The sequence below is a fragment of the Streptomyces sp. BK239 genome (genome assembly GCF_004217285.1).
Classification (GTDB): Bacteria; Actinomycetota; Actinomycetes; order Streptomycetales; family Streptomycetaceae; genus Streptomyces.
Genome location: NZ_SHKS01000001.1, coordinates 1290038 through 1302989, shown reverse-complemented (window position 1 = coordinate 1302989; position 12952 = coordinate 1290038). Strand labels below are relative to the sequence as shown.

At 73.5% G+C, this 12952-nt stretch carries 15 protein-coding genes; 8 read left to right on the top strand and 7 right to left on the bottom strand.

Annotated elements, in window-relative coordinates; genetic code table 11:
- The first annotated feature begins 266 nt into the window (after positions 1-266).
- From EV567_RS05735 to EV567_RS05725, 3 genes are all read left to right on the top strand, one after another.
- Entirely contained in the window at positions 267-1274 is a 1008-nt protein-coding gene (locus EV567_RS05735; RefSeq protein WP_130437466.1) for a DEDDh family exonuclease, read from the top strand.
- Positions 1275-1353: 79 nt separating this feature from the next.
- Positions 1354-1587, top strand: coding sequence for a hypothetical protein (locus tag EV567_RS05730; protein ID WP_130437465.1), 234 nt, complete (start codon positions 1354-1356; stop codon positions 1585-1587).
- A 49-nt stretch (positions 1588-1636) separates the two neighbouring features.
- Positions 1637-2428, top strand: coding sequence for an SURF1 family protein (locus tag EV567_RS05725; protein ID WP_130437464.1), 792 nt, complete (start codon positions 1637-1639; stop codon positions 2426-2428).
- 125 nt (positions 2429-2553) lie between these two features.
- On the opposite strand, the gene EV567_RS05720 is transcribed toward EV567_RS05725, so the two are convergent.
- Positions 2554-2769: a YbdD/YjiX family protein gene (locus EV567_RS05720; protein WP_165430305.1), complete on the bottom strand. Its 216-nt coding sequence runs from the start codon at positions 2767-2769 to the stop codon at positions 2554-2556.
- On the bottom strand, positions 2766-4922 hold the full coding sequence (locus tag EV567_RS05715; protein ID WP_130437463.1) for a carbon starvation CstA family protein: 2157 nt from the start codon (positions 4920-4922) through the stop codon (positions 2766-2768). The genes EV567_RS05720 and EV567_RS05715 overlap by 4 nt, the downstream gene beginning before the upstream one ends.
- Positions 4923-5161: 239 nt before the next feature.
- Here EV567_RS05715 and EV567_RS05710 point away from each other — a divergent pair, with 239 nt between their 5' ends.
- From EV567_RS05710 to EV567_RS05690, 5 genes are all read left to right on the top strand, one after another.
- The gene (locus tag EV567_RS05710; protein WP_130437462.1) at positions 5162-6718 is read left to right on the top strand and encodes a sodium:solute symporter; all 1557 of its coding nucleotides are present in this window, start codon (positions 5162-5164) and stop codon (positions 6716-6718) included.
- A gap of 200 nt (positions 6719-6918) precedes the next feature.
- Positions 6919-7563 (top strand): RNA polymerase sigma factor, encoded by a 645-nt coding sequence (locus EV567_RS05705; protein ID WP_407071564.1) that lies wholly within the window; start codon positions 6919-6921, stop codon positions 7561-7563.
- Positions 7560-7874, top strand: coding sequence for a hypothetical protein (locus EV567_RS05700; protein WP_130437461.1), 315 nt, complete (start codon positions 7560-7562; stop codon positions 7872-7874). The genes EV567_RS05705 and EV567_RS05700 overlap by 4 nt, the downstream gene beginning before the upstream one ends.
- 33 nt (positions 7875-7907) lie before the next feature.
- Complete coding sequence (locus EV567_RS05695) at positions 7908-9695, top strand: glycoside hydrolase family 15 protein (RefSeq protein WP_130437460.1); 1788 nt, start codon at positions 7908-7910, stop codon at positions 9693-9695.
- Between the two features lie 5 nt (positions 9696-9700).
- Positions 9701-10456: an SDR family oxidoreductase gene (locus EV567_RS05690; protein ID WP_130437459.1), complete on the top strand. Its 756-nt coding sequence runs from the start codon at positions 9701-9703 to the stop codon at positions 10454-10456.
- Positions 10457-10481: 25 nt separating this feature from the next.
- Here the strand turns inward: EV567_RS05690 and amaP are convergent, their stop codons facing one another.
- Genes amaP through EV567_RS05665 form a run of 5 tightly spaced genes read right to left on the bottom strand, consistent with a single transcriptional unit; the run spans position 10482 to position 12872 of the window.
- A complete protein-coding gene (gene amaP / locus EV567_RS05685; protein ID WP_130437458.1) occupies positions 10482-11060 on the bottom strand; it encodes an alkaline shock response membrane anchor protein AmaP in 579 nt (192 codons plus the stop codon).
- A 4-nt stretch (positions 11061-11064) separates the two neighbouring features.
- On the bottom strand, positions 11065-11775 hold the full coding sequence (locus tag EV567_RS05680) for a DUF6286 domain-containing protein (protein ID WP_130437457.1): 711 nt from the start codon (positions 11773-11775) through the stop codon (positions 11065-11067).
- Positions 11772-12164 (bottom strand): Asp23/Gls24 family envelope stress response protein, encoded by a 393-nt coding sequence (locus tag EV567_RS05675; RefSeq protein ID WP_207228676.1) that lies wholly within the window; start codon positions 12162-12164, stop codon positions 11772-11774. Before EV567_RS05675 ends, EV567_RS05680 begins: the two co-directional genes overlap by 4 nt.
- Positions 12161-12346 carry a hypothetical protein gene (locus EV567_RS05670; protein ID WP_130437455.1) on the bottom strand — a complete coding sequence of 62 codons (186 nt, stop codon included), beginning with the start codon at positions 12344-12346 and terminating at the stop codon, positions 12161-12163. The genes EV567_RS05675 and EV567_RS05670 overlap by 4 nt, the downstream gene beginning before the upstream one ends.
- Positions 12347-12389: 43 nt before the next feature.
- Complete coding sequence (locus EV567_RS05665; RefSeq protein ID WP_130437454.1) at positions 12390-12872, bottom strand: Asp23/Gls24 family envelope stress response protein; 483 nt, start codon at positions 12870-12872, stop codon at positions 12390-12392.
- Positions 12873-12952 lie beyond the last annotated feature (80 nt).

Sequence of the window (12952 nt, the reverse complement as noted above, 5' to 3'; positions counted from 1 at the left end):
ACGGTATTTCCGCCGGTGGCCTGCGGCTAGTCGTTGTTACCCACAAGTATCAAGGGGGGTACGCGCTTGCTTCTTGGCGATCTCCGCCAACGTCTCCTGCCCGGGGAGGCGGGGCAGTTCGGCCCGGTCGAGCGCGACGGGTGTGTCGGGGGGCCGCGTGCGGCGGGCCGGTGGCCCGGTCAACTGCACGTCGGCGCCGCTGACATGTGCCCGTGCGGCGGGCGGTGTGCCGGGGCTGTCGGTGGGGGACCGTATCCTCAGTGACCATGCTCGAAGACCGTACGACCACAGCGCCCTCCCCCATGGAGTGGCCGGCCGCCTATCCCCAGGGGTACGCGGTCGTCGACGTGGAGACCACCGGACTGGCCCGCGACGACCGGATCGTCTCCGCCGCCGTCTACCGGCTGGACGGGCGCGGCGAGGTCGAGGACCACTGGTACACGCTGGTCAACCCCGAGCGCGATCCGGGGCCGGTGTGGATACACGGTCTGACGAGCGAGGCGCTCGAAGGGGCGCCCCTGTTCCGGGACGTGGCCGGGGAGTTCGCCGAGCGGCTCGCGGGCCGGGTGCTCGTCGCGCACAACGCGGTCTTCGACTGGCAGATGATCGCGCGGGAGTACGCGCGCGCGGAGCGCGAGGCGCCGGTGCGTCAGCGGCTGTGCACCATCGCGCTGTCCAAGGAGCTGAGGCTGCCGCTGCCCAACCACAAGCTGGAGTCGCTGGCCGCCCACTTCGGCGTCGTCCAGCAGCGGGCGCACCACGCGCTGGACGACGCGCGCGTGCTCGCGGAGGCGTTCCGGCCGAGTCTGCGGGCCGCGGCGGCGGGCGGGGTGCGGCTGCCGCTGCACGAGTGCCGTCCGCTGACGGAGTGGCAGGACCGGCCCGTGCCGCGCATCGGCCGGCAGGCGAGCGGGCCCGGCGACCACGGGGCCGGCGGATACCGGCCGGGCAGCTGGCGGCCGTCCCGCAAGCGGCCCGCGTGCCCCTACCCCAACCCCGGACGGTACGAACCGGGCGAACGACTCAAGCAGGGCATGCGGGTCGCGTTCTCCGGGGACACCTCCGTCGAGCGCGAACTGCTGGAGGACCGCGCGACCGAGGCGGGCCTGCACGTGGCCACGTCCCTCTCGCGGCTGACCAGTCTGCTGGTCACCAACGATCCCGACTCGGGCACCTCGAAGGTGGTCAAGGCCCGGCAGTACGGCACGCCGGTGGTCGACGAGGCGGCGTTCGGGCAGTTGCTGGGCGACGTGGAGCCGGCCTCGCGGGGATGACCGTACGGACGGGTGATTGACGGGCGACTCGCCTGGAGCCGACTCGCCCGCGCCGCTCCGACGGCTCACCCTGTGGCGCATGGCGACATGTGAAGTCTGCGGCAACAACTACGGCATGACCTTCGAGGTGCACGCGCAGGGCGCGGTGCACGTCTTCGACTGCTTCTCCTGCGCGATCCACCGCATGGCACCGATCTGCGAGCACTGTCGTGTGCAGATCATCGGGCAGGGCGTCGATGTCGAGGGCCACTGGTACTGCGGCGCCCACTGCGCTCGCGCGGAGGGGAAGGTGGGGATCGTCGACCGGGTCTGAGACCGCCCCCACCCGCGTGCGCCCCAGGGCCGAGTTGTACGGTCGTGGGGTGTACCGCTTCCTGTTGTCCCGGCAGTGGGTGATCCTCACGCTGGTCGCCCTGCTGCTCATCCCCACGATGATCAGGCTGGGCATCTGGCAGATGCACCGCTACGAGGAGCGCACCGCCCGCAACCAGCTGGTCTCGGACGCGCTCTCCTCCGCGCCGGTCCCGGTGGAGCGCATGACGTCACCGGGGCACGTGGTGACCAGGGACGAGCGGTACCGCAACGTCAGCGCCACGGGCCGGTTCGACACCTCGCGGGAAGTCGTCGTCCGGCGGCGCGTCAACGCCGACGAGGCGGTCGGCTTCCACGTACTCACCCCGTTCGTGCTGACGGACGGCAAGGTGCTGCTGGTCAACCGGGGCTGGGTCCCCGCCGACGCCCCCACGCAGACCGCGTTCCCCCGGGTGCCCGCGCCGCCCGCCGGACAGATCACCGTCACCGGGCGGCTCATGCCCGACGAGACGACCGAGGCGAGCGGCATCAAGGACCTCAAGGGCCTCCCCGACCGGCAGGTCATGCTGATCAACAGCGAGCAGGAGGCGCGCCGCCTCGGCGCGCCGGTGCTCGGCGGCTACATCGCGCTGACCTCGCCCGCGCCCCGGGGTGACACCCCGCAGCTCATCGGCCGCCCCGGTGACGAGGACGCCGCGCTGAACTACGCGTACGCCATCCAGTGGTGGCTGTTCTCCGCCGCGGTGCCGGTCGGCTGGGTCGTGCTGGTCCGCCGCGAGCTGCGCGACCGGCGGGAGAGCGCGCAGGAGCAGACGGAGCGGACGGAACCGGCGGCGGTGTAGCCGGCGGTTCCGTCCGGGCGCTTCCTGAGCTGCTGCGGCGGCGACTCTGCGAGGGCCCTGCGGGGGCTGCGCCCGAGCGCTTCGACGTCAGCGGCAGCCGCTCGGCGAATGCGCGGCTCAGCGCGTCAGCAGCAGCGGCTCTGCGGGTGGTCCTCGCGGTGTCGCGTGCGCAGCGCCTGGTACTCACGGCGGGTGGGGACGGGGGCGTGCGGGTGGTCGCGGCGACGCCGTTCGCAGTGACGGTCGTACTCCGCCTCGCCGGTCAGCTCCCGCAGATACCAGCGCACCGCCCGCAGCACGCGCACCGCCGACGCCGCGAGCGCCCGGAGCGCCGTCCTCACCGGCGGGCCTGCGCCAGCGGCTTCGACGGGGCCTGGGCCGGGACGCCGATGCGGGACTCGACGTAGGGGGCCTCCGTCGTCGGGAGGGCCCCCGGGGCGCGTACGGCACGGACGCACACCACCGCCGCGTTCACGATGACCACCGCGACCAGGAGCAGGAAGAGGGCGATCAGGACGCCGTCGACCGTGGAGTTGGTGATCACCGTGTGCATGTCGTCGGGGGACTTGGCCGGCGGCAGGAGCTGCCCCGCGTCGACGGCGTCGGCGTACTTGGCGCGCTGGGCGAAGAAGCCGATCCTGGGGTCGTCGGAGAAGATCTTCTGCCAGCCGGCGGTGAAGGTGATCGCGACGACCCAGGCCAGCGGGACGCCCGTGACCCAGGCCCAGCGCAGTCGGCCGGACTTGACGAGGACCGTCGTGCAGACGGTCAGGGCGATGGCGGCCAGCAGCTGGTTGGCGATGCCGAACAGCGGGAAGAGCTGGTTGATCCCGCCGAGCGGGTCGGTGGCGCCGGCGTGGAGGAAGTAGCCCCAGGCGGCCACGACGAGGGCGCTGCACAGCCAGATCCCCGGCTTCCAGTTGACCCGGCCGACGGGCTTCCACACATTGCCGAGCATGTCCTGGAGCATGAAGCGGCCGACCCGGGTGCCCGCGTCCACCGTGGTCAGGATGAACAGCGCCTCGAACATGATGGCGAAGTGGTACCAGAAGGCCTTCATCGCGGTGCCGCCGAAGACGCCGGAGAAGATCTCCGACATACCGACGGCCAGAGTGGGGGCGCCTCCGGAGCGGGCGATCAGGGTCTGCTCCTCGACGGCCTCGGCGGCCTGGGTGAGCTGGTCGGGCGTGATGGTGAAGCCGAGGCCGGCCACCGCGTGGGACGCGGACTCGACCGTGCCGCCCAGCAGACCCGCCGGTGCGTTCATCGCGTAGTAGAGGCCCGGCTCCAGGGTCGCCGCGGCGATCAGCGCCATGATCGCGACGAACGACTCCATCAGCATGGCGCCGTAGCCGATCATCCGGATCTGGGACTCCTTCTGGATCAGCTTCGGGGTGGTCCCGGAGGCGACCAGGGCGTGGAAGCCGGAGAGCGCGCCACAGGCGACGGTGATGAAGAGGAACGGGAACAGCGAGCCCGCGAAGACCGGGCCGGCGCCCGAGGAGGCGAAGTCGGTCACCGCGTCCGCCCTGAGCACGGGCGCGGCCACGACCACACCGACCGCGAGCAGCGCGATGGTGCCGACCTTCATGAACGTGGAGAGGTAGTCGCGCGGCGCGAGCAGCATCCACACGGGCAGGACGGAGGCGACGAAGCCGTAGCCGATCAGGCACAGGACGAGAGTGGTGGGACTGAGGGTGAAGGCCCCGGCCAGGGAGGAGTTCTGCACCCAGCCGCCGCCGACGATCGCGAGGAGCAGCAGGGCGACGCCGATGAAGCTGGTCTCCACGACCCGGCCGGGGCGGACGCGGTGCAGCCACAGGCCCATGAAGAGGGCAATGGGGATCGTCATCGCTACGGAGAACGTGCCCCACGGGGAGTGAGCGAGCGCGTTGACGACGACCAGCGCGAGCACCCCCAGCAGGATGATCATGATGGCGAAGACGGCGACCAGGGCCGCGGCGCCGCCCACCCGGCCGATCTCGTCCCGGGCCATCTGGCCGAGCGACGTGCCGTCCCGGCGCATCGACAGGAACAGCACGACCATGTCCTGCACGGCCCCGGCGAAGATCACGCCGGCGACGATCCACAGGGTGCCGGGCAGGTATCCCATCTGGGCCGCGAGGACCGGGCCGACCAGCGGTCCGGCGCCGGCGATGGCGGCGAAGTGGTGGCCGAGCAGGACCCGGCGGTCGGTGGGGTGGAAGTCGACGCCGTCCTCCAACCGCTCGGCGGGGGTGGCACGGCGATCGTCCGGCCGCAGCACCCGGCGGGCGATGAACCGCGAGTAGAAGCGGTAGGCGATGGCGTACGAGCCGAGCGCGGCCGTCACCAGCCAGACCGCGGAGATCTCCTCGCCCCGGGCCAGCGCGACCACACCCCAGGCGAGGGCGCCGAGCAGGGCGACGGCCGTCCATGACAGGACCGCACGCAGTGACATACGCGACTTTTCCGGCACCGGTCGGCCGGTTTCGGGCAGGGTGGACGCAGGCATGGCGGCTCCTCGCTCCTACTGCGGGGTGAAAGCGTCCGGCCGCTCGGGCGAGCGGGCGGAGCGGCGACGACGTGGGCCGTGGGGGTCCCGTCCCGTCGTCGGTCTGTGCAAGAGTTGCCCGCCCTCCGGAACCGGTTGACAGCGAAAGTCCGGAATCTTTCCCGCGGCTCTCCGTCAACCGAACGGGCCTTTCGCGCAACCAACGCGTAAGGGCACAGGCACACCAAGGACGGTGACCCATGGCCGACGGAGCCATGACCGCGACGTTCCTCGCCGTGATCGGCGGGGCGTCGCTGCTCGCCGTGACCGCGCGCCGGCTGCGCCCGAACGACCGGCTGCCCTCCCTGGAGGGCTGGGCGCTGGCCGACCGCTCCCTCGGCCCGGTGTGGACCTGGCTGCTGCTCGGCGGAACGATGTTCACGGCGTACACCTTCACGGCCGTGCCGGGACTGGCGTACGGCAACGGCGCGCCCGCGTTCTTCGCCGTGCCGTACACGGTGATCGTCTTCCCGCTCGCCTTCGTCCTGCTGAGCCGGCTGTGGAGCGTGGCCCGCCGGCACGGCTATGTGACCGCCGCCGACTTCGTGCGCGGCCGGTACGGGTCGCCGTCGCTGGCCCTTGCGGTGGCGCTGACCGGGATCCTCGCGACGATGCCGTACCTGGCGCTGCAACTGCTCGGGATCCGGGCGGTGCTGACGGCCGGCGGCGTCTCCCCGCGCGGGCCGGCCGGGGACCTGCTGATGGTAGGCCTGTTCGCGGGGCTCGCGGTGGCCACCTACCGGCACGGGCTGCGCGCGCCGACGCTCATCTCGGCGCTGAAGGCGGTCGCGGTCTTCGTGTCGGTGACGGCGGTCTGCTGGCTGGTGCTGCGACGGCTCGGCGGGCCGGGGGCGGTGTTCGAGGGGGCGGCGCGGCGGATGGGCGGCCCGGACGTCGCCCACTCGCCCCTGATCCTCTCCCCCGGACAGCAGCCGGCGTACGCCACCCTCGCGCTCGGCTCCGCGCTGGCCCTGCTGATGTACCCGCACGTGCTCACCGCGGCGTTCGCCGCCGACGGCCCGCGCACCCTGCGCAAGGTGACGGTGGCGCTGCCGGCCTGGACCGGGCTGCTCGCCCTCTTCGGCCTCCTCGGCGTCGCGGCGCTAGCCGCCGGGGTGCGCGCTCCGGAGGGCGCCGCCGAGTCGGCCGTCCCGATGCTGGTCGACCGGCTGCTGCCCGGGCCGCCGGCCGGGCTGGTGTTCGCGGCGATCACCGTGGGCGCGCTGGTCCCGGCGGCGGTGATGTCGATCGCCGCCGCCACGAGCTTCGTACGCAACGTCTACGTCGAGTACGTCCATCCGACGGCCACGCCCAAGCGGCAGGTGCGCGTCGCCAAGGCGGTGTCGCTGACCGCGAAGGCGGGGGCGGTGGCGTTCGTGCTCGGGCTGCGCGACCAGGACGCCGTCAACCTCCAGCTGCTGGGCGGGGTGTGGATCCTCCAGGTCTTCCCTGCGGTCGCCATCGGGCTGTTCACGGGACGGCTGCGCCCGCGGGCGCTGCTCGCCGGGTGGGCAGCGGGCATGGTGAGCGGCACCTGCCTGGTGGTGCGCGAGGGGTTCTCTCCCATCGTGCGCCTGGGCTTCGGACCGCTGGAGATCTACGCCGGGCTCGCGGCCCTGCTGGTGAACCTGACCGTCGCGGTGGCGGGCAGCACCGTCCTCACGCGCCTCGGCGTGCCGCGCGGCGCCGACTCGACCGACCTGCCGTCCCGCCTGTCCCTCAGGCGACGCCCCGAGACGGGAGCGAACAACCCGTGAGACGCAGACCTCCGACGCCACTGCACCGCCCCGACACCGGCGAGCCGCCCGACCTCGTACCACCCCCGCGCACGGGCGCGCCCCCTGGCCGCCCAGCACCCGCCGGCACAGGCGGGCCTGCCGACCTGACGAGCCCCACCGGCCCGGGCACTCCCGCCGGCCTCACGACACCCGCCGGCCCGAGCGGAGCCACCGATCCGATGCGGCACCCCGTCGCGGGCAGGCACCCTGAGCGCCCAGCAGCCGCCGGCGCAGGCGGGCCCGCCGAGCCGCTCGCGGGTGTGGTAGCCGGTGACCCGGCGGAGCCGCTCGCCGCCGTGGCCGGTGCACCGGCGGAGCCGCTCGCCGAGGAGCGGGAGGCCGGCGTCGCACGGCTCTTCGAGTTGCACTATTCCTCGATGCTGCGGCTCGCCGTGCTGCTCGGCGCCGACGATCCGGAGAACGTGGTCGCCGAGGCCTACTACCAGATCTACCGCAAGTGGCGGCGGCTGCGGGACACCGAGGCGGCGGAGGCCTATCTGCGCTCCACGGTCTGCAATCTGACCCGGATGCGGATACGCCACCTCCAGGTCGCCCGCCGGCATGTCGAGGCCCCCCCGGAGCTGCCCGACGAGGCCGTCGCCTCCGCCGAGAGTACGGCGCTGCTGCGCGACGACCAGCGCGTGCTGATCGACGCGCTCCAGCAGTTGCCGGCCCGGCAGCGCGAGGCGCTCGTGCTGCGACACTGGCTCGGGCTGAGGGAGGGCGAGATCGCCGCCGCGATGGGCATCTCCTGCGGCTCCGTGAAGACCCACACCTCCCGCGGCCTGGCCGCGCTCACCCAGGCGATGGAGGCCCGGCGATGACGCACCGAGACGCGACCGGGTCGCCCGGCACCGGCCAGGACCGCACCGAGCGGGAGCTGCGCGAGGCGCTGGAGGCGCTGGCCGGCGGCGTGCGGCCCGCCCCGGACGCCTACCGCACGGCGCGCGGCGAATGGCTGCGCCGTGAACGCCGCCGGCGACTCGTACTGACCGTGCTCGTGGCCGTCGTCTTCGCGCTGGCCACGCTGATCGGGCTGTGGGTGCTGAACCAGGCCCCCGCGCACACCGGCGTGATCTTCTCCGGCGCGGACGGCGCAATGAGCCACGCTTCACTCCCCCGGCCGCACCCCTGATTGCCCCCGGGGCCCGCCGGGAACCCGCACCCCGTGCATCCCCGCATCGAGGACTACGCCGTCATCGGCGACGAACAGACCGCGGCCCTGGTCGGCAGGGACGGCTCGATCGACTGGCTGTGCCTGCCCCGCTTCGACTCCGGCGCGTGCTTCGCCCGCCTCCTCGGCGACGAGGACAACGGCCACTGGCGGATCGCGCCCTCCGGCCCCGAGGGCCCCTGCACCCGCCGCGCCTACCGCCCCGACACCCTGGTGCTGGACACCGAGTGGGAGACGGCCGACGGGGCCATCCGGGTCACCGACCTGATGCCGCAGCGCGACCGGGCCCCCGACGTCGTACGCGTCGTGGAGGGTCTGCGCGGCCGGGTCACCGTGCGCAGCACGCTGCGGCTGCGCTTCGACTACGGCTCGGTCGTGCCGTGGATGCGGCGGTCCGACGGGCACCGGGTGGCGGTCGCCGGGCCGGACGCGGTGTGGCTGCGCAGCGAACCGGAGGTGCTCACCTGGGGCGAGGACTTCTGCACGTTCTCCGAGTTCACCGTCGAGGAGGGCGAGTCCGTCGCGTTCGTCCTGACCTGGCACCCCTCGCACCATCCGCGTCCGCCGCTGGTCGACCCGCGGGAGGCGCTGCGCGTCAGCGTCGCCGACTGGCAGGCCTGGTCGGCGCGCTGCCGCTACGACGGGCCGCACCGGGACGTCGTCGTGCGCTCCCTGATCACCCTGAAGGCGCTCACCTACGTGCCCACCGGCGGGATCGTCGCCGCGCTCACCACCTCCCTGCCCGAGGAGCTGGGCGGGGTGCGCAACTGGGACTACCGCTACTGCTGGCTGCGCGACTCCACCCTCACCCTCGGCGCCCTGCTCGCCGTCGGCTACGAGGAGGAGGCCGAGGCCTGGCGGAACTGGCTGCTGCGCGCCGTCGCGGGCGACCCGGCCGACCTGCAGATCATGTACGGGCTGGCGGGTGAGCGCCGGCTCCCGGAGTGCGAGCTGCCGTGGCTGTCGGGCTACGCCGGCTCCGCGCCCGTACGCATCGGCAACGGGGCCGTGGACCAGCTCCAGCTGGACGTGTACGGCGAGGTCATGGACTCGCTGTCGCTGGCCCGGGTCGCGGGGATGACGCCGCGGCCGCACATGTGGGCGCTTCAGTGCGCGCTGATGAAATGGCTGTGCGAGCACTGGCGGCAGCCGGACGAGGGGCTGTGGGAGGTGCGCGGCGGCCGGCGGCAGTTCACGCACTCCAAGGTGATGGTGTGGGTGGCCGCCGACCGCGCGGTGCGCACGCTGGAGCGCTATCCGGCGCTGGACGGGGAGCCGGAGCGGTGGCGGGAACTGCGCGACGAGGTGCACCGCGAGGTGTGCGAGAAGGGCTACGACCCCGAGCGGAACACCTTCACGCAGTACTACGGCTCACGTGAACTGGACGCGTCCCTGCTGCTCATCCCGCGCGTCGGTTTCCTGCCCCCGGACGATCCGCGTGTGATCGGCACGGTGGACGCGGTCCGGGCGGAGCTCGGCCACGACGGGCTGGTGCGCCGCTACAGCACCGAGCGGGCCACCGTGGACGGCCTGCCGGGCGACGAGGGCGCGTTCCTGGCCTGCTCGTTCTGGCTCGCGCAGGCCCTGCATCTGACGGGCCGCGCCGACGAGGCGCGGGAGCTGTTCGAACGGCTGGTGGGCCTCACCAACGACGTGGGGCTGCTGGCGGAGGAGTACGACCCGGTGGCGGGCCGCCACCTGGGGAACTATCCGCAGGCCTTCAGTCACATCGGCCTGGTGAACACCGCCCTCACCCTGTTCGACGGCGAGAAGGCAGGATAGGGGCCATGGATCTTGGACTGAGGGACCGGGTGTACATCGTCACGGGAGCCACGCGCGGGCTCGGCAACGCCGCCGCGCGCGAGCTGGTCGCGGACGGCGCGAAGGTCGTCGTCACCGGGCGGGACGAGCAGAGGGTCGCCGACGCGGCGGCCGGGCTCGGGCCGAACGCGTTCGGCGTCGCCGTCGACAACGCCGACCCGGAGGCGGCCGAACGGCTGATCGCCGCCGCGCGGGAGGCCTTCGGCCGCTTCGACGGGATTCTGGTGAGCGTGGGCGGGCCGCCGCCCGGGTTCGTCGCCGACAACTCGGACGAGCAGTGGCAGACGGCGTTCGAGTCGGTGTTCCTGGGCGCGGTGCGGCTGGCGCGGGCGGCGGCGGCCGAGCTGGAGGGCGGGGGCGTCATCGGGTTCGTGCTGTCCGGGTCGGTGCACGAGCCGATCCCGGGGCTGACGATCTCCAACGGGCTGCGCCCCGGGCTCGCCGGCTTCGCGAAGTCCCTCGCCGACGAGCTGGGGCCTCGGGGCATCCGGGTGGTGGGGCTGCTCCCCTCACGCATCGACACGGACCGCGTCCGCGAGCTGGACGGGCTGTCCGCCGACCCGGAGGCGACCCGGGCCGCCAACGAGTCCCGTATCCCCCTGCGCCGTTACGGCAGCCCCGAGGAGTTCGGCCGGGTGGCCGCCTTCCTGCTCTCGCCGGGCGCCTCCTATCTGACCGGGATCATGCTCCCGGTGGACGGCGGGATGCGGCACGGCTTCTGAGCCGTGAGCCACGTGCAGTCAGCGATCAACTCACCCTCTCCGCCGGGTGCTTGGCGGTCTTGAGGCGCACCTCGGCGGGGAGCGCCGGGAGGGCGGCGGAGTCCCGCGCGTGGGCGAGGGACCGGTGTGTGAGGTGGTCCAGGGCGTCCGCCGGGTCGACGTGGGGCTCCAGGGTGAGGCGTACGCGGGCCTCGGGGGCGTCCCTGCGGCCGATGAGGTGGGTCCGGGCGTGGGCGACGCCGTCCAGGCGGGCGGCGTCTCCGTTCAGCACGTCCTCCAGGGCCCGGCCGCGCAGCAGGGCGCCCGCGCCGTCCCCGGTGTCGACGAGGACCTCGCCCAGCCTGCGGCGGCGCAGGTCGGCGATCAGCCACCACAGGGCGAGCAGCACGACCAGCGCCAGCGCGGCGATGACGGCCGGCCACCACCAGGTCTCGTCCCGCCAGTGGGTGCGTTCGGCGGTGCTGAGCAGCACGTCCCGCTTGCCGTCGTGGATCCACCAGGAGGGCGGCGGGGCGCCGAGACCCACCGCGAGCACGGCTGCGCCGAGGGCCAGCAGGACGAGTCCCACGAGTCCGATCGCGACGCGGTTGACGGTCCTGAGCATCGCGTCATCCCTTCCTGCCGAGCCGGCGCACGCGCACCGACAGCGCGGGCGGCCGGGCCAGGCCCAGTCCGCGGATCGCGTCGCCGAGCACGGCGTCGAGGTCGGTCCGTACGTCGTCCAGATCTCGGAAGTGGGAGACCGCGCGCACGTCGGCCTTGCGGCGCCCGGCGTGCACCCGGACCGACTGCACGCCGGCGACCTCCATGGCCCGGTCGCGCAGCACCAGTGCGGCGGCGCCCCGGTGGAGCCCGGCGCGCACGTCGGGGTGAGTGCGCCGCATGGGCAGGACGCGGCGCATGCCGGGCGTGACGGCGAGGAGGACCAGCCACAGGCCGAGGGCGGCGGCGACGCCCGCGCCGACGAGCACCCAGGTGTCGTCCAGGGGCCGTTGGGCGAGTTGCCGGGCGAGTTCGCGCCGGGCGCGCAGGGCGGGCCGGTGGGCGCGGACGGCGGCGACGTCGTAGAGGAGGGCGCCCGCCAGGACCAGGAGCGGGAGCGCGACGAGCGCCGCCGGGACGCGCCGCGCGGACCAGAAGCGGCCGCCGCGCGTGGTCGGGGCGGGGCCCGGGCCGGCGTCCGGCGGACCCTGCGGCTCGTGCGGGTCGTGCGGGTCGTGCGGGTCGTGGGAGTCGTAGGGGTCCTGCGGGTCCTGGGGGGACTTGTCCAGGACCGGCAGCCGTCGTGTGGTGCCCTCGGAACTCCGGGGCTCGCTCATCGAGTCCTCCCGTGCGCCGGGCCGTGTGCCGCCGTCAGGTACAGCCGTTCGACCTGCACGGCGACTTCCGGCACCTCCATGCCCACCAACGCGCCTACCCGCTCAGTAACATGACGACGCACCGCGTGGCAGCGGGGGCCGATGTCCGTCGGGTAGCCGAGTTCGAGGTGGACGCGGACGCGGGCCGCCTCGTGGTGCTGCACGATGACGGTGGCGTGCGGGCGGGCGGCCTCGGGCGGCAGCGGTCCGACGGCCTCGCGGGCGGCCTGCGAGGCCACCTTGGCGACGACCCGGTCGGCGATCCGGGTCGCGCCGCGTTCTCCGGGCGGGACGCCCGCCGCCGCTGGGCGCCCGCCGGGGGCGCCGGTCCCCTCGTTCACGGCGGTCACCTGCGCCGGTGCTCACGGGTGCGGAAGAAGTCGCCGCGGTCCAGGTCCCCCTCGAGGAACCGGCCCACGACGAAGCCGACGGCGCCCAGCGCCGCCACCAGCACGAAGGCCCCGAACCCGCCGAAGTATCCGGCGAAGCCCAGTGCCATGCCGGCGATCATGCCGACCAAGGCCATGTTCAAGATGCACTCCCTTCAGCGGTCCGGTCACCCGGCCGCCGACGCGTCACTGGAGCCGGGGCTCCGGCTCCTCGTCCTCTTCCTCGGGCAGCTTCACGTCGCTCACCGCGATGTTGACCTCGACGACCTCCAGGCCGGTCATCCGCTCCACCCCGGCGACGACGTTCTCCCGCACGTCCCGGGCGACGTCCGAGATGGACACGCCGTAGTCGACGACGATCTCCAGGTCGAGCGCGGTCTGCACCTCGCCGACCTCCGCCTTGACGCCCCGGGTCGCCGACTTGCCCCCGCCGGGCACGCGGTCCCGTACCGCGCCGAAGGTGCGGCTGACTCCGCTGCCCATGGCGTGGACGCCGAAGACGTCGCGCGCCGCCAGCCCGGCGATCTTCTCCACGACTCCGTCGGCGATGGTGGTCCGCCCGCGGCTGCCCGGGTCCCCGCCGCCCTTCCGGGTGGCCCTGCGGGTCTGCGTCGGGTCGGTGCCGCCGTCCGGTGTCTGCGTCCGGTTCTGCTCCGTCGTCTCGCTCATCGCCGCACGTCCTTCTTATGCGATTTACCCTCTACGTCAATTGTCGTCCTTATTGCCACGTTAAGCGCCGTTTCCTGAAC

Excerpts from the sequence above, each read along its gene's own strand:
- EV567_RS05735 (WP_130437466.1), top strand. The coding sequence starts at position 267 with ATGCTCGAAGACCGTACGACCACAGCGCCCTCCCCCATGGAGTGGCCG.
- EV567_RS05730 (WP_130437465.1), top strand. The coding sequence starts at position 1,354 with ATGGCGACATGTGAAGTCTGCGGCAACAACTACGGCATGACCTTCGAG.
- EV567_RS05715 (WP_130437463.1), bottom strand. The coding sequence starts at position 4,922 with ATGCCTGCGTCCACCCTGCCCGAAACCGGCCGACCGGTGCCGGAAAAG.
- EV567_RS05710 (WP_130437462.1), top strand. The coding sequence starts at position 5,162 with ATGGCCGACGGAGCCATGACCGCGACGTTCCTCGCCGTGATCGGCGGG.
- EV567_RS05705 (WP_407071564.1), top strand. The coding sequence starts at position 6,919 with ATGCGGCACCCCGTCGCGGGCAGGCACCCTGAGCGCCCAGCAGCCGCC.
- EV567_RS05700 (WP_130437461.1), top strand. The coding sequence starts at position 7,560 with ATGACGCACCGAGACGCGACCGGGTCGCCCGGCACCGGCCAGGACCGC.
- EV567_RS05690 (WP_130437459.1), top strand. The coding sequence starts at position 9,701 with ATGGATCTTGGACTGAGGGACCGGGTGTACATCGTCACGGGAGCCACG.
- amaP (WP_130437458.1), bottom strand. The coding sequence starts at position 11,060 with ATGCTCAGGACCGTCAACCGCGTCGCGATCGGACTCGTGGGACTCGTC.
- EV567_RS05680 (WP_130437457.1), bottom strand. The coding sequence starts at position 11,775 with ATGAGCGAGCCCCGGAGTTCCGAGGGCACCACACGACGGCTGCCGGTC.
- EV567_RS05665 (WP_130437454.1), bottom strand. The coding sequence starts at position 12,872 with ATGAGCGAGACGACGGAGCAGAACCGGACGCAGACACCGGACGGCGGC.